This is a genomic window from Domibacillus indicus (genome assembly GCF_000970685.1).
Classification (GTDB): Bacteria; Bacillota; Bacilli; order Bacillales; family Domibacillaceae; genus Domibacillus; species Domibacillus indicus.
Map to the genome: position 1 here is coordinate 1 of NZ_LAJB01000027.1, position 20,730 is coordinate 20,730.

15 protein-coding genes, 21 tRNA genes and 1 rRNA gene are annotated in these 20,730 nt (G+C 44.8%); 34 read left to right on the forward strand and 3 right to left on the reverse strand.

Annotated features, from left to right (window positions below):
* Positions 1-214: 214 nt before the first annotated feature.
* Positions 215-1,387, reverse strand: coding sequence for a MalY/PatB family protein (locus VP98_RS17190; protein ID WP_046176615.1), 1,173 nt, complete (start codon positions 1,385-1,387; stop codon positions 215-217).
* 53 nt (positions 1,388-1,440) lie between these two features.
* On the opposite strand from VP98_RS17190, the gene VP98_RS17195 reads away from it, so the two are divergent.
* From VP98_RS17195 to VP98_RS17205, 3 genes are all read left to right on the forward strand, one after another.
* Entirely contained in the window at positions 1,441-1,704 is a 264-nt protein-coding gene (locus tag VP98_RS17195) for a DUF1871 family protein (RefSeq protein WP_046176616.1), read from the forward strand.
* 103 nt (positions 1,705-1,807) lie between these two features.
* Entirely contained in the window at positions 1,808-2,308 is a 501-nt protein-coding gene (locus VP98_RS17200) for an Lrp/AsnC family transcriptional regulator (RefSeq protein WP_046176617.1), read from the forward strand.
* Positions 2,308-3,489, forward strand: coding sequence for an aminotransferase (locus tag VP98_RS17205; protein WP_046176618.1), 1,182 nt, complete (start codon positions 2,308-2,310; stop codon positions 3,487-3,489). The genes VP98_RS17200 and VP98_RS17205 overlap by 1 nt, the downstream gene beginning before the upstream one ends.
* A 16-nt stretch (positions 3,490-3,505) precedes the next feature.
* Here the strand turns inward: VP98_RS17205 and VP98_RS17210 are convergent, their stop codons facing one another.
* On the reverse strand, positions 3,506-4,843 hold the full coding sequence (locus VP98_RS17210; RefSeq protein WP_046176619.1) for a sodium-dependent transporter: 1,338 nt from the start codon (positions 4,841-4,843) through the stop codon (positions 3,506-3,508).
* Positions 4,844-4,997: 154 nt separating this feature from the next.
* Between VP98_RS17210 and yugI the strand changes: the two genes are divergently transcribed.
* The 5 genes from yugI (at position 4,998) to VP98_RS17235 (ending at position 9,592) form a co-directional block, all read left to right on the forward strand.
* The gene (gene yugI, locus VP98_RS17215; protein ID WP_046176620.1) at positions 4,998-5,363 is read left to right on the forward strand and encodes a S1 domain-containing post-transcriptional regulator GSP13; all 366 of its coding nucleotides are present in this window, start codon (positions 4,998-5,000) and stop codon (positions 5,361-5,363) included.
* Positions 5,364-5,458: 95 nt separating this feature from the next.
* Positions 5,459-6,703, forward strand: a complete 1,245-nt coding sequence (locus VP98_RS17220) for a Glu/Leu/Phe/Val family dehydrogenase (RefSeq protein WP_046176621.1) — start codon at positions 5,459-5,461, stop codon at positions 6,701-6,703.
* A gap of 101 nt (positions 6,704-6,804) precedes the next feature.
* Entirely contained in the window at positions 6,805-7,962 is a 1,158-nt protein-coding gene (locus VP98_RS17225; RefSeq protein WP_156151420.1) for an iron-containing alcohol dehydrogenase, read from the forward strand.
* Positions 7,963-8,069: 107 nt separating this feature from the next.
* The gene (locus tag VP98_RS17230) at positions 8,070-9,425 is read left to right on the forward strand and encodes a glucose-6-phosphate isomerase (protein ID WP_046176622.1); all 1,356 of its coding nucleotides are present in this window, start codon (positions 8,070-8,072) and stop codon (positions 9,423-9,425) included.
* A 94-nt stretch (positions 9,426-9,519) separates the two neighbouring features.
* Positions 9,520-9,592, forward strand: a tRNA-Ala gene (locus VP98_RS17235).
* A 77-nt stretch (positions 9,593-9,669) separates the two neighbouring features.
* On the opposite strand, the gene VP98_RS17240 is transcribed toward VP98_RS17235, so the two are convergent.
* Complete coding sequence (locus VP98_RS17240; protein WP_046176623.1) at positions 9,670-10,368, reverse strand: MgtC/SapB family protein; 699 nt, start codon at positions 10,366-10,368, stop codon at positions 9,670-9,672.
* A 248-nt stretch (positions 10,369-10,616) separates the two neighbouring features.
* Between VP98_RS17240 and rrf the strand changes: the two genes are divergently transcribed.
* From rrf to VP98_RS17370, 26 genes are all read left to right on the forward strand, one after another.
* A 5S ribosomal RNA gene (rrf, locus tag VP98_RS17245) occupies positions 10,617-10,732 on the forward strand.
* 18 nt (positions 10,733-10,750) lie between these two features.
* Positions 10,751-10,826, forward strand: a tRNA-Val gene (locus tag VP98_RS17250).
* Positions 10,827-10,831: 5 nt separating this feature from the next.
* Positions 10,832-10,907, forward strand: a tRNA-Thr gene (locus VP98_RS17255).
* Between the two features lie 6 nt (positions 10,908-10,913).
* A tRNA-Lys gene (locus tag VP98_RS17260) sits at positions 10,914-10,989 on the forward strand.
* Between the two features lie 7 nt (positions 10,990-10,996).
* Positions 10,997-11,078, forward strand: a tRNA-Leu gene (locus tag VP98_RS17265).
* A gap of 3 nt (positions 11,079-11,081) precedes the next feature.
* Positions 11,082-11,156: transfer RNA gene (locus VP98_RS17270), tRNA-Gly, on the forward strand.
* Positions 11,157-11,172: 16 nt separating this feature from the next.
* Positions 11,173-11,261, forward strand: a tRNA-Leu gene (locus VP98_RS17275).
* Positions 11,262-11,279: 18 nt separating this feature from the next.
* Positions 11,280-11,356: transfer RNA gene (locus VP98_RS17280), tRNA-Arg, on the forward strand.
* 33 nt (positions 11,357-11,389) lie between these two features.
* Positions 11,390-11,466 (forward strand) — tRNA-Pro (locus tag VP98_RS17285).
* A 10-nt stretch (positions 11,467-11,476) separates the two neighbouring features.
* Positions 11,477-11,552, forward strand: a tRNA-Ala gene (locus VP98_RS17290).
* 15 nt (positions 11,553-11,567) lie between these two features.
* Positions 11,568-11,644, forward strand: a tRNA-Met gene (locus VP98_RS17295).
* A gap of 47 nt (positions 11,645-11,691) precedes the next feature.
* Positions 11,692-11,768: transfer RNA gene (locus tag VP98_RS17300), tRNA-Ile, on the forward strand.
* A gap of 18 nt (positions 11,769-11,786) precedes the next feature.
* Positions 11,787-11,879: transfer RNA gene (locus VP98_RS17305), tRNA-Ser, on the forward strand.
* Positions 11,880-11,893: 14 nt separating this feature from the next.
* Positions 11,894-11,967: transfer RNA gene (locus VP98_RS17310), tRNA-Met, on the forward strand.
* A gap of 5 nt (positions 11,968-11,972) precedes the next feature.
* Positions 11,973-12,049, forward strand: a tRNA-Asp gene (locus VP98_RS17315).
* Positions 12,050-12,071: 22 nt separating this feature from the next.
* A tRNA-Phe gene (locus VP98_RS17320) sits at positions 12,072-12,147 on the forward strand.
* Positions 12,148-12,159: 12 nt separating this feature from the next.
* Positions 12,160-12,233, forward strand: a tRNA-Gly gene (locus tag VP98_RS17325).
* 16 nt (positions 12,234-12,249) lie between these two features.
* A tRNA-Ile gene (locus VP98_RS17330) sits at positions 12,250-12,323 on the forward strand.
* Between the two features lie 10 nt (positions 12,324-12,333).
* Positions 12,334-12,408, forward strand: a tRNA-Asn gene (locus VP98_RS17335).
* Between the two features lie 3 nt (positions 12,409-12,411).
* Positions 12,412-12,502 (forward strand) — tRNA-Ser (locus VP98_RS17340).
* A 3-nt stretch (positions 12,503-12,505) separates the two neighbouring features.
* Positions 12,506-12,577, forward strand: a tRNA-Glu gene (locus VP98_RS17345).
* Between the two features lie 240 nt (positions 12,578-12,817).
* Positions 12,818-14,692 carry a 1,4-alpha-glucan branching protein GlgB gene (gene glgB, locus VP98_RS17350; protein ID WP_046176624.1) on the forward strand — a complete coding sequence of 625 codons (1,875 nt, stop codon included), beginning with the start codon at positions 12,818-12,820 and terminating at the stop codon, positions 14,690-14,692.
* Position 14,693: 1 nt separating this feature from the next.
* Positions 14,694-15,857 (forward strand): glucose-1-phosphate adenylyltransferase, encoded by a 1,164-nt coding sequence (locus VP98_RS17355; RefSeq protein WP_046176625.1) that lies wholly within the window; start codon positions 14,694-14,696, stop codon positions 15,855-15,857.
* Positions 15,857-16,867, forward strand: a complete 1,011-nt coding sequence (locus tag VP98_RS17360) for a GlgC family sugar phosphate nucleotidyltransferase (RefSeq protein ID WP_046176626.1) — start codon at positions 15,857-15,859, stop codon at positions 16,865-16,867. Before VP98_RS17355 ends, VP98_RS17360 begins: the two co-directional genes overlap by 1 nt.
* The gene (gene glgA / locus VP98_RS17365) at positions 16,864-18,315 is read left to right on the forward strand and encodes a glycogen synthase GlgA (protein WP_046176627.1); all 1,452 of its coding nucleotides are present in this window, start codon (positions 16,864-16,866) and stop codon (positions 18,313-18,315) included. Before VP98_RS17360 ends, glgA begins: the two co-directional genes overlap by 4 nt.
* Positions 18,305-20,686, forward strand: a complete 2,382-nt coding sequence (locus VP98_RS17370; protein WP_046176628.1) for a glycogen/starch/alpha-glucan phosphorylase — start codon at positions 18,305-18,307, stop codon at positions 20,684-20,686. The genes glgA and VP98_RS17370 overlap by 11 nt, the downstream gene beginning before the upstream one ends.
* Positions 20,687-20,730 lie beyond the last annotated feature (44 nt).

Genomic DNA, 20,730 nt, shown 5'->3' on the forward strand with positions numbered 1-20,730 from the left:
AAACGCTTGTCTTTCCAGGAACGCCGCCGGCTGGGAAGCGGAGTGACCTTTAGGGGGTCATGAGCATTCACAGCCGGCAAGTGACGCCGAAAGCGAGCGTTTGTCAACAGCCTGGGGCCCGGATTATAAAGGATAATCCGGGCCCCTTTTTACTTGAAAAAAGGTATCACGCCATTTTGGCAGGGAAACGAGCCGCTTTTTCACTAACTCGAATTTATGAAAGGGAGTCTGCTGCTTTTTTCATCCGTTCCATTGTTTCAGCGACAGTAGAACGGGGGCAGGCGACGTTAATCCGCATAAAGCCTTCTCCGCCCGGCCCGTATTTGGCTCCGTTTCCAAGGGCAACACCGTGGTCAAGAAAAAGGTCAAGCAGTTCTTTGTCAGAAAGCCCAAGCGCCCGGCAGTCCACCCAGACAAGATAGCTTCCTTCCGGCTCCATTACCGACAGGGACGGAATGTTTTTGTCCGCGTACTCCTTCACAAGCTGTACATTTCCGTGAATATATTCAAGCGCTTCATCTAGCCATTCATGGCCGGACCGGTAGGCAGCTTCCATGCCGGCGATGCCCATTTGGTTCAAGGTAAACTGACCCTGTTTTGCAAATACCTTTTGGATTTTCGTACGAATGGTTTTATCCGGTACGATTAAAGAAGATGCCTGCAAGCCGGCTAAATTAAACGTTTTACTTGGCGCAATAAGCGTTACTGTAAAAGCGGCATAGCGTTCTGACAGGGAAGCGATGGAAATGTGCTTATGCGGCTCTCGTGTCAGATCCGCGTGAATTTCGTCCGCAACCAGAAAAACATTATGCTTCTCACATACACTGCCAAGCGCCGTTAATTCTTCTTTGGTCCAAACGCGTCCTCCTGGATTGTGAGGGGAACAAAGAACAACCATTTTTGCTCGTTCAGCTTTTATTTTTTCTTCAAGGTCGGCTAAATCCATCTTATAATGGCCATCTTGTAAAACTAATTCGTTGTAAACGAGTTTGCGCCCGTTTTTCTCGATCATATCGAAAAATGGATTGTAAACAGGCGGCTGGACAATAACGGCATCCCCGGGCTCTGTCAGTGCTTCCACGGCTGCGCCAATCGATGGAACAACGCCATGATTAAAAAGCAGCCATTCTTTATGAATCTTCCAGCTGTGGCGGTCTTTCATCCAATCTACAATCGCTTCCCGGGTTGAATCAGGAACGACTGTATAGCCATAAATCCCATGCTCTGCTGATTGCTTAATAGCATCAATTACGACCTCCGGAGCCTTGAAATCCATATCTGCCACCCACATTGGCAAAACATCTTCACGGCCAAAAACAGTTTTTAATCCATCCCATTTCACCGCATTTGTCCCGCGGCGTTCAATGACTTCATCAAATCTTGACATGCCTTTCACTCTCCTTGACAATAAACATACATTAAGTTGAAAGGTGATTACAAATGAATGAAACTGCCCAATTAAATTTTGCGCTCGCTGACGTTTTAATGTCATTCGACCCTTACCAGGCGGGAGCGGGCTTTTATGATACTGAAATGGCTGATGTGATCTATGCCGTTCACCAGCAGAAGAATGCTGAAAAACTGGCAGCGGAAATCCGCCGTATTTATGAACACTCATTTGATGCGCCAATGCCCGGCGGCAGCCCTGTTAAATTAGCAGAAAAGCTGCTGAGTATCAAAAACAATTCCTCCTGCTCTTTGTGAAAAAAAACAAAAATATGTTATCTTTTTAGTGTATAAAACAAATAGCCGTAATTTTTGTTATAATGAACCATGTAGTTTTGACATCATTGAGGAGGATTAAGTCATGAAGCTGAACGAAAAAGAAGTGGAAATTCTGGAAATTCTGCAAAAAGACGCCCGTTTTGAAGCGGCCGATATTGCCAAAATGATCGGCCTTTCCGAAACAGAGGTTACGGAGACCATTCGCCGCCTGGAAGAAGAAAAAGTAATTGTGCATTACGCCACGCTTGTAGACTGGGCGAAGATGGATAATTACACAGGTGTAACGGCGATGATCGATGTCAAGGTAACACCAAAGCGCGGTGTGGGCTTTGATGAAGTGGCAGAACGAATTTACCGCTTTAAAGAAGTCAGCTCGGTTTATTTAATGTCGGGCGTGTATGATTTATCGGTGACTGTTGAAGGAAAGTCGATGAATGAGATTGCCCGGTTCGTATCCGAAAAATTGTCAACGCTTGATTCAGTTGTTTCAACAACAACTCATTTCCAGCTGAAAAAATATAAGCATGACGGCATGATTTATACATCAAAAAATGAAGACAACCGAATTGTGGTGTCACCGTGATGAATGTGACGAAGAGCTATGTAGCAAAGTCAGTGGAGCGAATGCGCCCGTCCGGTATCCGCAAGTTTTTTGATCTGGCAGCAACAATGGAGGGTGTAGTCTCTCTTGGTGTAGGCGAACCGGACTTTGTGACAACCTGGCCGGTGCGGGAAGCGGCTATCAACTCGCTTGAACGGGGATTTACTTCTTATACAGCCAATGCCGGTTTGATTGAACTGCGCAGAGAAATTTCACGCTATATGCAGGAACGGTTTTATGTGGAATATGCACCAAAAGAGGAAATCATTGTCACCGTAGGAGCAAGCCAGGCGCTTGATATTGCCATCCGGGCCATTACAGATCCAAAGGATGAAATTATTGTGGTTGAGCCCTGCTTCGTTTCATACGCCCCGCTTGTCGAACTGGCAGGAGGGCGTGCCGTGACAATCGGCACTACCGGTAAAACAGGATTTAAACTTCAGCCGGAGCAGCTTGAGGCAGCCATTACAGAAAAAACAAAAGCGGTTCTTCTTTGCTATCCAAATAATCCAACGGGCACACAGCTCGACAGGGATGACCTTGAGCTGATTGCTGAAATCGTAAAAAAACATGATTTGCTTGTTATTGCGGACGAAATCTATGCGGAGCTTGCTTATGACCGCCCGCATACGTCAATAGCGGCGCTTGATGGAATGCGCCAGCGAACGATTTTAATTAATGGCTTTTCCAAAGGATTTGCAATGACAGGCTGGCGTCTGGGGTTTGTTTGCGCGCCGCAGGACATATCAAGCGCGATGCTGAAAATCCATCAATATGCAATGATGTGCGCTTCAACTCCTGCCCAGTATGCAGCGGTGGAAGCTCTGCAGCATGGCATGAGCGATGTAGAAAGCATGAAAAAAGATTACCGGCAGCGCCGCAACTACATGGTACAGTCATTTAAAGAAATCGGGCTTGACTGCCATTTGCCAGGCGGGGCGTTTTATGTGTTTCCATCCATTCAGTCCACGGGTCTCACCTCCGAGCAATTTGCCGAGCAGCTTTTGCTCGAAGAAAAAGTAGCTGTTGTGCCGGGATCTGTATTTGGAGAAGGCGGCGAGGGCTACATTCGCTGCTCGTATGCGTCCTCTATGGCTCAGCTGCAGGAAGCCATTAAGCGCATCAGCCGGTTTCTCGAAAAACAAAAAGGAAGAGCCATTTGAGGCTCTTCCTTTTTGTTTAAAATAACCCAAGGGATTGCAGAAGAATGAATAAGATGGCAGCTGGCGCTGCAAATTTAACGAGCATATACCAGACGTTGAATAATCCGCTGCTCATTGAAGAGCCCCGCAGCACTTCCTCCTGCACCTCCGTTTTCTTCATCCAAAAACCAGTGAAAAAAGCAATAAAAAGCGCCCCGAGCGGCATGGCAATGCTGCTTGTTAAAAAGTCGACAAAATCAAAAAAGGATTTTCCGAAGATAGTCACCTGGCTCATCACACCAAATGAAAGAGCGGATGGAATACCAGCGATAAAAATAGCCAGCCCCGACAGCCAGGCCGCTTTTTTCCGCTTTTCGCTTTTTTGTTTTGTCACAGCGGCCACCACAATTTCCAGAATGGAAAAAGCGGAGGTTAATGTTGCGAATAATAGAAGAACAAGAAAAACAAAGAAAAACAGGGAGCCAAAAGGCATTTGTGAGAAAACAGCCGGCAGTACGACAAAAACAAGGCCCGGCCCCTGTCCCGGCTCAAATCCGAGTGCAAAGACAGCGGGGAAAATAACAAGGCCTGCCAGCAGAGAAATAAAAATATTTAAACCGGCCACCGAAAAAGCAGAGCGGGTCAAATCTTCTTTCTTATCCAGATAAGATGCATACGTAACCATGACAGACACTCCGATACTCAGGGCGAAAAACGCCTGGCCCAGAGCGGTTAAGGCAGTAGCTCCGTTTAAATAGGACCAGTCAGGAGAAAGCAAAAATTTTACACCCTCCATTGCGCCGGGAAGCGTTAAGGAACGAACCACCAGCGCAATAAATAAAATAAACAGAGCCGGCATCATAAATGTGCTGGCGCGTTCAATGCCCTTTTGAACGCCGCCCTGTACAACAAAAATAGTCATGACCATAAACAGGGCCTGTGCAATGAGAACTTCAACAGGGTCAGCGATAATCTCCCCGAATAAAGCAGTGAAATCTGTGCCTCCATTCAGCATCCCAGCCGCGGTGCGCCACATATAGGACAAGACCCAGCCGCCAACCACACTGTAAAAGGATAAAATAATAAAGGCGGCTATAACACCGACAATGCCAACGGCCGGCCAAAAAGAGCCAGGCGCAAGCATTTTAAAAGAAGATACCGCGTCTTTCTGTGTGCGGCGGCCAATAAAAAATTCCGCCAGCAAAATAGGCGCGCCAATTAATACCGTAAACAAAATAAATAAAAGAAAAAAGACGCCTCCGCCATTTGTTCCCGCCATATACGGGAACTTCCAGATAGCGCCAAGCCCGATAGCGGAGCCTGCCGCTGCCAGGATGAAGCCAATCTTCGATGACCATTGTTCCTGTTTTTTCATACGTGTAAACCCCTCAATTTCTAATCTGTGTTGAAACTATTACTGTACTTCTTTTTTGTCCAAAAAACTAGTGATTAATTTCAAGTCAAACAAAAGTATGATATAATATCGCGACGCATAAAACAAGAAACCAATTAAAAACTGGAGAGATTTGATGGAATCAAAATTTGAGCCGGGACAGACTGTGACCGGGAAAATCACCGGTATTCAGCCATATGGCGCATTTGTGGCGCTTGAGCATGGGCGCCAGGGACTTGTCCATATATCGGAAATTACGCATGGATTTGTCCGCGACATTCACGATTATCTGGCAGTAGGCGATGAGATTACAGTGAAGGTCCTATCTGTAAACGAAGATGAAAGTAAAATCAGCCTGTCTATTCGGGCGACGGAAGAAGGCAGCCGGAATCAACGGCGGGGAATTCGAATTGACAATGATGGCGAGGGCTTTCACCCGCTTCAGGATAAGCTGCAGGAATGGATTGAGCAGTCGATGAAGGAAGAACGGAAAAAAGGCTGATGGAATTGCTTGCGAATGTTTCATACGGCGGCGTACAATGAAAGCGGGAGCACGGATCAATGCTGAAAAAATGAGAATAAAAGAGGCGAAGGTATATGGCTGAAAACTTAAACTTATTCACATCAACCCAGAATGTTATCAAAGAAGCGCTGACCAAACTCGGTTACTCCGAAGAAATGTACGAGCTATTGAAAGAGCCGCTCCGTATGATGACGGTGCGCATTCCGGTAAAAATGGATGATGGATCAGTTAAAATTTTCACAGGATACCGGGCACAGCATAATGATGCCCCTGGTCCAACAAAAGGCGGAGTCCGTTTTCATCCGGAGGTAAGCGAAGAAGAAGTGAAAGCGCTGTCGATGTGGATGACATTAAAAGCGGGAATTGTCGATCTGCCATACGGAGGAGGAAAAGGGGGCGTTGTATGTGACCCGCGCCAGCTGTCTATGCGGGAAATCGAAAACGTCAGCCGCGGCTATGTCCGCGCAATCAGCCAGATTGTCGGGCCGACAAAAGATATTCCAGCCCCCGATGTATATACGAATTCACAAATTATGGCCTGGATGATGGATGAATACAGCCGGATTCGTGAATTTGATTCGCCGGGATTTATTACCGGCAAGCCCCTCGCTCTTGGCGGATCCCATGGGCGTGAAAAAGCCACTGCTCAGGGTGTAACAATTTGTATCCACGAAGCGGCTAAAAAACGGGGTATTGATATTAAAGGGGCCCGGGTTATTGTCCAGGGCTTTGGGAATGCAGGAAGTTTTTTGTCAAAATTTATGCATGATGCAGGAGCGTTAGTAGTAGGCATTTCAGATGCTTATGGCGGAATTTATGATCCAGCAGGACTTGATATCGATTATTTATTAGATCGCCGGGACAGCTTTGGCACGATTACCACCCTGTTTGATAATACAATCACCAACCAGGAGCTTCTGGAAAAAGAATGTGATATTCTGGTGCCGGCGGCTATTTCAAACCAAATTACCGCTGATAATGCCAACTCTATTCAAGCTTCAATTGTTGTGGAAGCGGCAAATGGACCAACGACTCTTGAGGCGACAAAGATTTTGACGGAGCGCGGGATTTTGCTTGTTCCGGATGTGCTGGCCAGTTCAGGCGGCGTAACAGTTTCCTACTTTGAATGGGTACAGAATAACCAGGGGTATTACTGGACGGAAGAAGAAGTAAATAAAAAGCTGCATGAAAATTTAATAAAAGCATTTGATAACATTTATGAAGTTTCACAAACACGCGGCGTCAACATGCGTCTTGCTGCCTATATGGTTGGTGTACGCCGTGCAGCAGAAGCTTCTAAATTTAGAGGATGGGTATAAACCGGCTGATTCGCAGCCGGTTTTTTTTACGGTTCAAGTTCAATCAGTTGAAAAACGGGCAGTTCTTTTCGCATAATGGTATGGAAAAGGAGCTGAGCATAGTGAATCAATTTGTTTATTGGAATCCGGTAAAGTGGATTTTTGGCAAGGACACAGTAACACAATTACGGGACAATGTTGCTCCATATGGTGAAAATATTCTTCTCGTTTATGGAGGAGGCAGTATAAAGAAAAACGGTCTTTACGATCTTGTTTTGGAGCAGCTTGGCGGATTTAAGATTACGGAGCTGTCAGGTGTCGAACCAAATCCACGCCTTTCGACAGTCAAGCGCGGAGCAGAATTATGCCGGGCGAATGATGTCTCGTTTATCCTTGCAGTTGGGGGCGGGAGCGTTATTGACTGTGCAAAAGCTGTGGCCGCGGCTGCGAAGTTTGATGGCGACCCGTGGGATTTTATTACGAAAAAAGCAGCAGTAGAGGATGCATTGCCGTTTGGCACGATTTTAACGCATGCCGCCACAGCCTCTGAAATGAATTCAGGGTCTGTTATCACAAATTGGGATACAAATGAAAAACTTGGATGGGGAAGCCCGCATGTGTTCCCGAAATTCTCAATTTGTGATCCCGGCTGGACACTTACTGTACCACGCGACCAGACAACATACGGTATTGTCGACATGATGACTCACATGCTGGAGCAGTATTTCCATAATGCCGAACAAACAGATGTGCAGGACCGGCTTATTGAAGGGACGATGAAAACTCTCGTAGAAAAAGCGCCGGCACTTATGGATAATCTCCAGGATGAAAAGCTTCGTGAAACGGTTATGTTTGCCGGCACATTGGGATTGAACGGTATGCTGCAAATGGGCTACCGCGGCGATTGGGCAACACATAACATTGAGCATGCCGTATCAGCTGTTTATGACATCCCGCACGGGGGAGGGCTCGCAATTTTATTCCCGAACTGGATGAAGCACAATCTGAATGTAAAACCGGAACGCTTCAAGCAGCTGGCTGTTCGTGTTTTTGACGTGAACCCGGAAGGAAAGTCAGATAAAGAAGCCGGACTTGAAGGAATTGAAGCATTACGGGCATTCTGGACATCCATCGAAGCGCCGGCCCGTCTCGCTGATTACAACATTGATGACAGCCGAATTGAAGAAATGGCTGATAAAACGCTGTTCAATGGCCCGTTTGGGAATTTCGCCAAACTGGACCGTGAAGACGTTATTGCCATTTTACGTTCATCGCTTTAACCGGGCAGAATAAAGCCCGGTTTTTCCCTGTTTTTTTTCTTGCGAAACCGCGTACAGTCGTATAGAGTAAAATGGAAAAATACAGTTTAGACGGAGGGTTATTGAGCATGACGCACATTAAATTTGATTATTCAAATGCGCTGCCTTTCTTTGGTGAGCATGAGATCAGCTATTTACGCGATGCAGTAAAAGTGGCGCATCATTCTCTTCATGAGAAAACAGGACAGGGAAATGACTATCTTGGCTGGATTGACCTGCCTGTTGATTATGATAAAGAAGAATTTGCCCGAATTCAAAAAGCCGCGGAAAAAATCCGTAACGACTCTGACATATTGGTTGTAATTGGTATCGGCGGCTCCTATCTTGGCGCCCGTGCTGCCATTGATATGTTAAACCATAGTTTTTATAATGTGCTTTCGGCTGAAAAACGCAACAGTCCGCAAGTGTTTTTTGCCGGCAACAACATTAGCTCTACATACATGAGTGACTTAATTGAAGTCCTCGACGGAAAAAACTGGTCCATTAATGTTATTTCCAAGTCAGGTACAACAACAGAACCAGCGCTTGCGTTTCGCCTATTCCGCGATCTTCTTGAAAAGCAGTATGGAAAAGAAGAAGCGAAAAAACGTATTTATGCAACAACAGATAAAGCCCGTGGAGCTTTAAAAACAGTTGCAGATGAAGAAGGATACGAAACATTTGTTATTCCAGACGATGTCGGCGGCCGTTATTCTGTATTAACAGCGGTAGGGCTTCTTCCGATCGCAGCGGCGGGTGCAGATATTGAAGCAATGATGCAGGGTGCGCGCGATGCACGCGAGGCTTACAGCTCATCTGAATTGGAAGAAAACGAAGCCTATCAATACGCAGCAGTCCGCAATGTTTTATACAACAAAGGAAAAACAATTGAAATGCTTATCAACTATGAGCCGGGCCTTCAGTATTTCTCTGAATGGTGGAAGCAATTGTTCGGCGAGAGTGAAGGAAAGGACTTTAAAGGGATTTATCCATCATCCGCCAACTTCTCAACTGACCTTCATTCATTAGGCCAGTATGTGCAGGAAGGGCGCCGTGATTTGTTTGAGACGGTGATCAAGGTTGAGAACCCGCGCAAGTCATTAACGATTGAAAAAGCGGAAAACGATTTGGACGGCTTAAATTACCTGGCAGGCGAAACAGTTGATTTTGTTAATAACAAAGCATTTGAAGGAACGCTTCTTGCCCATACAGACGGCGGCGTGCCAAATTTAACTGTATCAATTCCGGCAATGGACGCTTATACATTTGGCTACACAGTATATTTCTTTGAAAAAGCGTGTGCGATAAGTGGATACCTTCTTGGGGTTAATCCATTTGATCAGCCGGGTGTAGAAGCATATAAAGTGAACATGTTTGCACTTTTAGGCAAGCCGGGCTTTGAAGAGAAAAAAGCTGAGCTTGAAAAAAGACTTCGCGGGGAATAATCCCCCGAAGTTTTTATTGAAAAAAGTCTTGCATTAAAACGAAAAATAAGTATAATTGAATCTAGGTGTTAAATACATAACGCTTCATAAACGCGGGGGCTTAGCTCAGCTGGGAGAGCGCTTGCATGGCATGCAAGAGGTCGTCGGTTCGATCCCGATAGTCTCCATTATTTTTCTGTAAAAAAGGACTGCTCATCAGTAAGAGAGCAGTCCTTTTTTACAGGCAAAAGAGAAGAAGGGGCATTTAAGCACCCTCCACATCTACAAATTGCACATTTGGAATTTCAGAAAGTGTATAATACACTTCGGTTGTTCTTCGATTAAAGCAAACACCGGCTTTTAACTCCAAAAGGTGTGTGCAGCTGCTCTCGTCATAAAAGATATGAATGCGCTTTACTGAAATGTTTTCCTGCTCTACAGCCCGGATAATACCCTGGATATGATGAGGTGCGGGAGTCCGAAGCTTAATATAAAGAGTTTTTTCCTGCAGGCGGCTCGGACCCGTGAATTTTAAAATAACCGGCAGTATTTCTACCGCCAGAATAATCATAACTACGCCGGCAAGTGCTGCAGAGTAAAAGCCGGCACCTACGACAACGCCAATACCTGCTGCTCCCCATATCATCGCAGCAGTTGTCAGGCCGGAAATGCTGTCATTTGCCCTGTGCAAAATAACTCCGGCGCCAAGAAAGCCGATTCCCGATACAATTTGAGCGGCAAGCCGTAAAGGGTCCATTGTGATATTTACACTGGTATCTTGATAATAAAGATAAACGGACTCTACAGAAACAATTGTTAACAAGCAGCTGATAATGGAAATGACAATGCTTGTTTTTAATCCGACCGGCTTTCTTTTTAATTCCCGTTCAAGTCCAATTACAGCACCGAGACCGCCGGCCAGTCCAAGCTTCATTAAAATATCTGTTCCCAATATCCATTCCATTAGACAAGCACCTGCTTTCAATTGAATCTTTTGTTGGTATTATATATGACGAGAAGAAAATCTAGACGGCTTTTTCAAAGTCCGGTTTAAAACAAAAAAACCCTTTAAAAATGCTTGCATGATTATAAGAAATTATGATATATTACTTTTTGTCCGTTAGAGACAAGCAAAGCTCTTTTGAAAAAACATTTCAAAAAATGATTGCTAAATATTTTTATTATGTTATAATAATGAATGTCGTAAAACAGTCAGGTGGCAATAGCGAAGAGGTCACACCCGTTCCCATCCCGAACACGGCCGTTAAGCTCTTCAGCGCCGATGGTAGTTGGGGGTTTCCCCCTGTGAGAGCAGGACGCCGCCTGGCGATTTACTTATAATAAATGGAGGATTAGCTCAGCTGGGAGAGCATCTGCCTTACAAGCAGAGGGTCGGCGGTTCGATCCCGTCATCCTCCACCATTTACGCCGGTGTAGCTCAACTGGTAGAGCAACTGACTTGTAATCAGTAGGTTGGGGGTTCAAGTCCTCTTGCCGGCACCACTTACCGAGCCATTAGCTCAGTCGGTAGAGCATCTGACTTTTAATCAGAGGGTCGAAGGTTCGAGTCCTTCATGGCTCACCATTTATATGCGGGTGTGGCGGAATTGGCAGACGCACCAGACTTAGGATCTGGCGCCGCAAGGCGTGGGGGTTCAAGTCCCTTCACCCGCATCTGCGGAAGTAGTTCAGTGGTAGAACATCACCTTGCCAAGGTGGGGGTCGCGGGTTCGAATCCCGTCTTCCGCTCCAACTTGATTCACTCCATGCCGGGGTGGCGGAACTGGCAGACGCACAGGACTTAAAATCCTGCGGTAGGTGACTACCGTACCGGTTCGATTCCGGTCCTCGGCACCATCTTACAAACGAATAGCTGCGCCCGTAGCTCAATTGGATAGAGTACTTGACTACGAATCAAGCGGTTAGAGGTTCGAGTCCTCTCGGGCGCGCCATTTACATTTATATATAAACGATCTTTCGTTTTACGGGAAGTAGCTCAGCTTGGTAGAGCACTTGGTTTGGGACCAAGGGGTCGCAGGTTCGAATCCTGTCTTCCCGACCATCTTAAAATTGGGGCCTTAGCTCAGCTGGGAGAGCGCCTGCTTTGCACGCAGGAGGTCAGCGGTTCGATCCCGCTAGGCTCCACCAATACTTTTCATTTATGGCGGTGTAGCTCAGCTGGCTAGAGCGTACGGTTCATACCCGTGAGGTCGGGGGTTCGATCCCCTCCGCCGCTACCATAATTTCAAATGCTGTTTTGAAAAAAATCATAATCTAATGTAACAAAGGACCTTTAGCTCAGTTGGTTAGAGCAGACGGCTCATAACCGTCCGGTCGCAGGTTCGAGTCCTGCAAGGTCCACCATTTGAGTCAAAACAATTTGGAGGAATACCCAAGTCCGGCTGAAGGGATCGGTCTTGAAAACCGACAGGCGGGTCAAACCGCGCAGGGGTTCGAATCCCCTTTCCTCCTCCATTATTTTTTATCGTCGCGGGGTGGAGCAGCTCGGTAGCTCGTCGGGCTCATAACCCGAAGGTCGCAGGTTCAAATCCTGCCCCCGCAATCGCTGGTCCGGTAGTTCAGCTGGTTAGAATGCCTGCCTGTCACGCAGGAGGTCGCGGGTTCGAGTCCCGTCCGGACCGCCATTTTATACAAAATGCTTTAAATGGCTCAGTAGCTCAGTTGGTAGAGCAAAGGACTGAAAATCCTTGTGTCGGCGGTTCGATTCCGTCCTGAGCCACCATATTAATACGATGCGGGTGTAGTTTAATGGTAAAACCTCAGCCTTCCAAGCTGATGTCGTGGGTTCGATTCCCATCACCCGCTCCATACATGCAAATTTTATGGGCCTGTAGCTCAGCTGGTTAGAGCGCACGCCTGATAAGCGTGAGGTCGATGGTTCGAGTCCATTCAGGCCCATTCTATGTATTCCGCAGTAGCTCAGTGGTAGAGCAATCGGCTGTTAACCGATCGGTCGCAAGTTCGAGTCTTGCCTGCGGAGCCATCTGGGGAAGTACTCAAGAGGCTGAAGAGGCGCCCCTGCTAAGGGTGTAGGTCGGGTAACCGGCGCGAGGGTTCAAATCCCTCCTTCTCCGCCAGATGGCCCCTTGGTCAAGCGGTTAAGACACCGCCCTTTCACGGCGGTAACACGGGTTCGAATCCCGTAGGGGTCATAAAAAGCGAAAGCACCAGAAAGTTAATTTTAACTTTTTGGTGCTTTTTTATTTTTATTTATTTCAAGCGCGCTTATAGTTATTTTTAAAAAAATAAGGGAAAATAATTAATAAATGTGGAAAATAAAGAAGGATAATGTGCGTTTTTAAAGAATACTAACAACATCAAGACTAATCATGGATTTATCTGCATTTTCCTCTTTTCCACTTCACCAAGAATAGATATAAAGGGTGTGGACCATGTCATCAAAAAATTTTTATCCAAGCGAGTTTGATCTCCATTTATTTCATGAAGGAAATCTCTTTAAGGCGTATAACTTATTCGGGTCTCATATTAAAAATGATAAAACATATTTTGTTTTATGGGCGCCAAATGCAAAAAAAGTACGAGTTATCGGAGATTTTAACGACTGGAACGGCTTAGAATTTGAAATGATCCAGGTTTCAGCAGAAGGTGTGTGGTTTTTGGAAGTTCCTCTCAATTTGGAAGGTTCCTTGTACAAGTATGAAATTATTGCCCAGAGCGGGAGAGTCCTTCATAAAACGGATCCTTTTGCCTTCAGGGCAGAGCTTCGTCCCAAAACAGCAAGCATTGTCACACAGCTTAATGGATATGAATGGCGTGACGAAGAATGGCTTAATTGTAAACAGTCTTCTCATATTTATGAGGAACCAATGGCTGTTTATGAAGTTCATTTAGGCACATGGAAGCGCAAGGGGAAAGGTGAAAATGACCTTTATACGTACCGTGAATTAGCGGACATGCTGATTCCTTATGTGAAAGAACAGGGATTCACACATATTGAAGTAATGCCTGTAACGGAGCATCCGTTTGACCGTTCGTGGGGCTATCAGAGCACTGGCTACTTTGCTGCAACAAGAAGATATGGGGAACCGAAGGATTTTATGTACTTTGTCGATGAATGTCACCGGGCTGGATTAGGTGTCATTATGGACTGGGTGCCAGGCCACTTTTGTAAGGATGCTCACGGCCTTCATAATTTTGATGGGAATTTCAGCTTTGAATACGAGAACAGCTGGGATCGTGAAAATTATGTCTGGGGAACAGCAAATTTTGATTTAAGTAAAACGGAAGTACATAGCTTTTTGATCTCCAATGCGCTTTTCTGGATGGATTATTATCATATTGATGGTTTCAGGGTAGATGCTGTTTCTAATATTTTTTATTGGCCCAACCGGGATGGACTGGAAGCAAATCCGAACGGTATAGCATTTTTGCAAAAGTTAAACAAAGCAGTTTTTTCATTCGATTCAAAAGCTCTTATGATCGCGGAAGATTCAAGTGACTGGCCTCAGGTAACTGCTCCTGTTTACCAGGGAGGAATCGGGTTTAATTATAAGTGGAATATGGGCTGGATGAATGACGTGCTGGAATACATGGAAACCCATTGGAATGAACGCCGGCATAAGCATAATCTTATGACATTCTCACTGATGTATGCTTATTCGGAAAATTATATTTTGCCGTTTTCACACGATGAAGTAGTTCATGGAAAAAAATCTCTTCTTGATAAAATGCCGGGTGATTACTGGCAAAAGTTTGCACAATTGCGCCTGCTGCTTATGTTCATGATGGCTCATCCAGGAAAAAAGCTGCTGTTTATGGGAACAGAGCTTGCTCCGTTTTCGGAATGGAAGGATCTTGAAGAAATTGACTGGCACTTAACGGATTATGATATGCATCGCAGCTTCAATCGTTATTTTATGGAGCTTATGGCGTTTTATAAAGCGGAACCGGCTTTATATGAGCTAGACCACAGTCCTGAAGGCTTTGAATGGATTGATGTCCATAATTATGAGCAAAGCGTTTTATCATTTATGCGTAAAGATAAAAATGGAAATGCACTCGTAATTGTGTGTAATTTTGGTGATTATGGGTACAGTGATTATAAAATAGGAGTCCCGGAAAAAGGCCAATACGAAGAAGTGTTAAACAGCGATGATACTTTGTATGGAGGTTCTAACCGAGTGAACAAAGGCACCATTGAAGCGGCTTCCAAAGCGTTTCACGGACAGCCGGCTTTTGTTGAAATAAATGTACCGCCATTCGGCGCAGTTTATTTACGCCACATAGATGAAAAAGGGAGGAACTAAGATGGCAAAACAAAAATGTGTAGCAATGCTTTTAGCAGGAGGAAAAGGAAGCCGTTTAAAAGACTTGACGGAGAGCCTTGCGAAACCAGCAGTGCCATTTGGCGGGAAATACCGTATTATTGATTTTCCGCTTTCCAATTGCGCTAATTCAGGCATTCACACAGTCGGTGTTCTCACACAGTATCAGCCGCTTGTATTAAATTCATACATTGGGATCGGAAGCGCCTGGGACCTTGACCGGAAAAACGGCGGAGTAACTGTTTTGCCCCCTTACAGCGAATCATCCGAAGTAAAATGGTATTCTGGAACGGCCAGTGCTATTTATCAAAATTTAAACTACATTAAGCAATACGACCCGGAGTATGTCCTTATTTTATCTGGCGACCATATTTATAAAATGAATTATGATACAATGCTTGACTATCATATCGAAAAGCAGGCTGACGTGACTATTTCGGTGATTGAAGTTCCCTGGGAAGAAGCCAGCCGCTTTGGCATTATGAACACAGATGAGAAATACAATGTCACCCGCTTTGATGAAAAGCCGGAAAAGCCAGAAAGCAACCTGGCTTCCATGGGAATTTATATTTTTAACTGGTCGGTTCTTAGCAAGTATTTAGAGATGGACGAAAGCAACCCGGATTCATCAAATGACTTCGGGAAAGACGTGATTCCGGCTATGCTGGCGGATCAATTAAAGCTTATTGCTTATCCATTTAAAGGGTATTGGAAAGATGTTGGTACAGTAAAAAGCTTATGGGAAGCAAATATGGATTTGCTTGATGAGGAGCAGGATTTAAATTTATTCGAGCATTCCTGGCGGATTTATTCTGTTAACCCGAATCAGCCTCCCCAAATTATCGGAACAAAAGCCAAAGTGCAGCATTCACTTGTCAATGAAGGGTGCGTGATTGACGGGGCGATTGAGCAGTCAGTCATCTTCCAGGGAGTTGAGGTGGAAGAAGATGCGGTTATTAAAGAATGTGTCGTTATGCCCAATGCTCGTATTGGACACGGTTCTTTCATTGAACGTGCAATCGTAATGAGCGGTTTGGAAATACCGGATAATACCATTATTCGCAATAATTCTGACGATATACTGCTTATAACGGAAGCTTTTTTGGCGGAGAAAATTGAACAACAGACCAGAGTGGAGGAAGCCTGATGAAAAAATCGATGCTTGGCGTTATTGATGCAACTATGCTGCCGGGAGAGATGGGCGAGCTTGCAGCATATCGTTCTCCCGCTGCCATTCCGTTTGCAGGGCGTTACCGGCTTATTGATTTTATACTATCCAATTTGGTCAATTCAGGAATTCAAAGCGTGGCTATTTTTCCGAGGTCTCCATATCGTTCGTTAATGGATCATTTAGGTTCCGGGAAAGATTGGGATTTGAACCGGAAGCGCGACGGCCTGTTTTTCTTCCCGGCTCCTGCAAAAGAAGGACAGTTCAGCCGTATGGCAGAACATCTTGATTATTTTAACCGCAGTGATCAAAAATACGCTGTTGTTTCCAATTGTACAACAGTGGCAAATATGGATTTCGGTCCTATACTTGACCGGTATTTAAATCAGAATTGCGATATTTTAGAGGTTATGCACAAAGGTGAAAGTGCTCATATTTATCTTTTGTCTTTGCCGCTTTTACTGGAGTTAATTGAACAGCGGAATGAAACAGGCTATCAATCCGTTCAGGATGTTGTGGAAGATTCAGCATCCTCCTTAACAAAATGCAATTATGAATTTGAAGGCTTTTTGAAACGGATTAAATCTGTAAACGATTATTATCAAACGAGCATGCAGTTACTTGAAAAAGATAAGTGGAGCGAATTGTTTAATGAGTTTCAGCCAATTTACACAAAAGTAAAGGATGAGCCGCCGACAAATTATTTGGCAGGTTCTTATGTAACAAATGCGATGATTGCAAACGGCTGTGTTATTGAAGGAGAAGTCAATCATAGTATTGTCTTTCGCGCTGTAACGATTGGGAAAAACTCAACCGTTAAAAACAGCATCGTGATGCAAAAAAGCAGAATTGGCCAGAACTGCACCCTGGAACATGTAATTATAGATAAAGACGTATCAGTGGAAGATGGAGCAGTCTTGCGCGGAACCCCGGAAGAGCCGCTCGTTATTAAAAAAGGATCTGTGGAAAGTGCGGTGACAAGTACGTGAAAGTTTTATTTGCTGTTTCCGAATGTGTACCATTCGTTAAATCAGGGGGGCTTGCCGATGTAGCAGGCGCCCTTCCTAAAGAATTAGCTAAATTAGGGGCGGACGTAAGGGTAATTATGCCAAAATACAGCCTTATCCCTGAAAAATTTGAAAAATTAATGAAGCAGGCAGCTGTTTATACCGTTCCAGTCGGATGGAGAAATCAATATTGTGCTGTTTTTGAGCTGAAGCAGGATGGCGTCACTTATTATTTTGTTGACAACCTTTATTACTTTAGAAGAGACAGCTTGTACGGCCACTACGATGACGGAGAGCGTTTTTCTTATTTTACAAGAGCGGTTCTTGACTCATTGCACCATCTCGATTTCTTTCCGGATATCCTGCATTGCCATGATTGGCATACAGCTATGATTCCGTTTATGCTCAAGGTTGAGCATCAGCATCGCCCTGGATATGAAAAAATTCGTGCGGTCTTTACGATTCATAATTTGATGTTCCAGGGGATTTTTCCGCCTCAGGCTGTGACCGATTTATTAAACTTACATAGCCAGCATTATCAGACAGGCCAGCTTGAATTTAATGGGAATACTAATTTTATGAAGGGCGGACTGATCGCTTCCGATGAAATCACAACTGTCAGCCCGACTTACAGAAATGAAATTTTAAATCCTTATTTCGGAGAACGGCTTGAAGGTGTACTTCAAGAGCGCCATGGTGACTTAACTGGTATTTTAAACGGAGTTGATTATTCGATTTACAATCCAGAAGCTGACGAAATGATTGAGCCGTATAATACAGAAGATATGGCTGGAAAGAAAGAAAATAAGCGGCGGCTTCAAGAGTTTTTCCATTTGCCAGTACGTGAGAATGTGCCAATTGTGGGCATAGTATCCCGCCTGACAAAACAAAAAGGGCTTGATCTGGTCCGGCATGTTTTTCATGAAATGCTTGCCGAAGACGTTCAGTTTATTTTGCTTGGCAGTGGAGAGTCCGAGTTTGAACACTTCTTCCGAGAGATGGAATGGGCCTATCCGGAAAAGGTTCGTTCTTATATCGGATTTAATGAAGGGCTGGCCCATCAGATTTATGCAGGATCTGATTTGTTTTTAATGCCGTCTCAATTTGAGCCGTGCGGCCTTGGACAGCTTATCGCAATGAAGTATGGCTCGCTGCCGCTTGTCCGCGAAACAGGCGGCCTAAATGATACTGTTCATTCTTATAATGAATTTACAGGAGAAGGCAATGGCTTTTCATTCGCCAATTTTAACGCTCATGATATGCTGCACACTTACAGACGCGCTTTGTATTTTTACCAAGAGGAACCTGAAGCATGGGCGAAAATTGTCGAGAACGCAATGAAAGCAGATTACAGCTGGTCACAGTCTGCCAAAGCATATATGAAACTATATGAAGAGGTATCCAACAGGAGGGAAAGCCATGTTTTCTGATAAAAAAACTTTTCAGGATTCATTTAAAAAGCGGCTGGAACAGTCATATAGTGTCAGTTTTCAAGATTCAACCCGGGCCCAGCAATTTGTCACGCTCAGCAGTATGGTGCGGGAACATATTAGCAGCGAATGGATTAAGACCAATGAGCGTTACCGTAAAGGCAATAAGCAAGTTTATTACTTATCGATTGAATTTTTGCTTGGCCGTCTGCTCGGGCAGAACTTAATCAATCTTGGGATATATGAAACGGTTGAGTCCTGGCTGGAAGACCTGGACATTCCACTTGAGGAATTGGAAGAAATTGAGCCGGATGCAGCGTTAGGAAATGGCGGCCTTGGCCGCCTGGCCGCCTGCTTTTTAGATTCTCTTGCTTCGTTAAATTTACCCGGGCATGGATGCGGCATTCGCTATAAACATGGCTTATTTGAACAAAAGATGATTGATGGCTTTCAAATGGAATTGCCGGAAAATTGGCTTCGCTATGGATATGTCTGGGAAGTGCGAAAAACCGATTTATCGGTAGATGTTCCGTTCTGGGGCAGTGTAGATGTGATTGAACGTGAAGATGGCGTGAAATTTCATCATGTGGATGCCCAGTATGTACGGGCAGTTCCCCATGATATGCCTGTGGTTGGCTATGGCGGTGAAACCATTAATACGCTGCGCTTATGGAGTGCAGAAATGTCGACCATGACACCGATGCACGATGTGCTGAGGTATAAGCGGGAAACAGAAGCGATTTCTGAGTTTTTGTATCCCGATGATTCCAATGATGAAGGCAAAATTTTGCGCTTAAAACAGCAGTACTTCCTTGTTTCAGCCAGTATTCGTTCGATTTTACGCCGTTTTCTAAGCAATGGCGGTGAGCTGAAGGAGCTGCATGAACATGTAGCGATTCATATTAATGATACGCATCCGGTTCTGGCTATTCCCGAATTAATGCGCCTGCTGCTGGATGAATATCAGCTTTCATGGGAAGAAGCATGGCACATTACGGAAAGAACCTTTGCTTATACAAACCATACTACACTTTCAGAAGCTCTGGAACGCTGGCCAATTCGTATTTTTCAGCCGCTTCTGCCGCGAATTTTCATGATTGTGGAAGAGATTAATGAGCGCTTCTGCAAAAGTTTATGGGACAAGTACCCGGGAGAATGGGACCGGATTGAAAAGATGGCTATCGTTGCTTATGGAGAAGTGCGGATGGCCCACCTGGCGATTGCGGGAAGCCACAGTGTCAACGGAGTTGCCTGGCTGCACACCGAAATTTTGAAAAATCGTGAAATGAACGATTTTTACCAGTTTCAGCCTCAAAAGTTTAATAATAAAACAAATGGGATTACCCATCGGCGCTGGCTGTTAAAAGCAAATCCGCAGCTGACGTCGCTCTTGACAGACACCATTGGCGATGGATTTCAAAAAGACGCATCTGAACTTTCGAAACTTGCTCCTTATGCAAACGATTCCGCTTTCCTGGAAAAATTATGGGACGTTAAAACAAAGAGAAAAGAAATTTTGGCCAGACGCATCTTTGAGCAGAATGGCATCAAAGTTGATCCTGTCTCGATCTTTGACGTACAGGTAAAACGGCTTCATGCATATAAGCGCCAGCTGTTAAATGTGCTTCATATTCTGGCTCTTTATAATAGAGTAAAAGAGGATTCTTCCTTTCAAATGGCGCCTCGAACGTTTATTTTCGGTGCAAAGGCATCACCCGGTTATTTTTACGCAAAGAGAATCATTAAGCTCATCCATTCCGTCGCAGATCTTGTCAATAATGACCCGGCGACAAAAGGGCTTATTACCGTAGTTTTTATGGAAAATTACCGTGTTTCGCTTGCGGAGGATATTATCCCGGCAGCAGACATCAGTGAACAAATTTCTACGGCGAGCAAGGAAGCGTCAGGTACAGGCAATATGAAATTTATGATGAATGGCGCTATTACGATCGGAACGCTTGACGGTGCCAACGTGGAAATTTTAGAACAGACAGGCCCCGATAATATTTTTATTTTCGGATTAAAAGCAGAAGAAGTCATGGAGTATGACAAAAAAGGCGGCTACCGTTCCATGGATTACTATCACCATGATCCGCTTATCCGCAAGACTCTTGATCAGCTGGTTGATGGAACGCTGGACGACAAGGGATTATTCGGGATTATTTATGACTCGCTGTTAGGGGAAAATGACCAGTATTTTGTATTAAAGGATTTTGAGTCGTATCGGAACGCGCAGGAGGAAGCCGGACGCATTTATACGGAGGAGCCTGAACGCTGGCGAAAAATGATGGTTCATAATATTAGCGGCTCCGGTATTTTTTCAAGTGACCGGACCATTAAAGAATATGCAAAAGACATTTGGAATATTTAATTGGAATAAAGCGTGTTTCGCTTATCGGCGCAAGTCTAAAACAA

Excerpts from the sequence above, each read along its gene's own strand:
- VP98_RS17190 (WP_046176615.1), bottom strand. The coding sequence starts at position 1,387 with ATGTCAAGATTTGATGAAGTCATTGAACGCCGCGGGACAAATGCGGTG.
- VP98_RS17195 (WP_046176616.1), top strand. The coding sequence starts at position 1,441 with ATGAATGAAACTGCCCAATTAAATTTTGCGCTCGCTGACGTTTTAATG.
- VP98_RS17200 (WP_046176617.1), top strand. The coding sequence starts at position 1,808 with ATGAAGCTGAACGAAAAAGAAGTGGAAATTCTGGAAATTCTGCAAAAA.
- VP98_RS17205 (WP_046176618.1), top strand. The coding sequence starts at position 2,308 with ATGAATGTGACGAAGAGCTATGTAGCAAAGTCAGTGGAGCGAATGCGC.
- VP98_RS17210 (WP_046176619.1), bottom strand. The coding sequence starts at position 4,843 with ATGAAAAAACAGGAACAATGGTCATCGAAGATTGGCTTCATCCTGGCA.
- yugI (WP_046176620.1), top strand. The coding sequence starts at position 4,998 with ATGGAATCAAAATTTGAGCCGGGACAGACTGTGACCGGGAAAATCACC.
- VP98_RS17220 (WP_046176621.1), top strand. The coding sequence starts at position 5,459 with ATGGCTGAAAACTTAAACTTATTCACATCAACCCAGAATGTTATCAAA.
- VP98_RS17230 (WP_046176622.1), top strand. The coding sequence starts at position 8,070 with ATGACGCACATTAAATTTGATTATTCAAATGCGCTGCCTTTCTTTGGT.
- VP98_RS17240 (WP_046176623.1), bottom strand. The coding sequence starts at position 10,368 with ATGGAATGGATATTGGGAACAGATATTTTAATGAAGCTTGGACTGGCC.
- glgB (WP_046176624.1), top strand. The coding sequence starts at position 12,818 with ATGTCATCAAAAAATTTTTATCCAAGCGAGTTTGATCTCCATTTATTT.
- VP98_RS17355 (WP_046176625.1), top strand. The coding sequence starts at position 14,694 with ATGGCAAAACAAAAATGTGTAGCAATGCTTTTAGCAGGAGGAAAAGGA.
- VP98_RS17360 (WP_046176626.1), top strand. The coding sequence starts at position 15,857 with ATGAAAAAATCGATGCTTGGCGTTATTGATGCAACTATGCTGCCGGGA.
- VP98_RS17370 (WP_046176628.1), top strand. The coding sequence starts at position 18,305 with ATGTTTTCTGATAAAAAAACTTTTCAGGATTCATTTAAAAAGCGGCTG.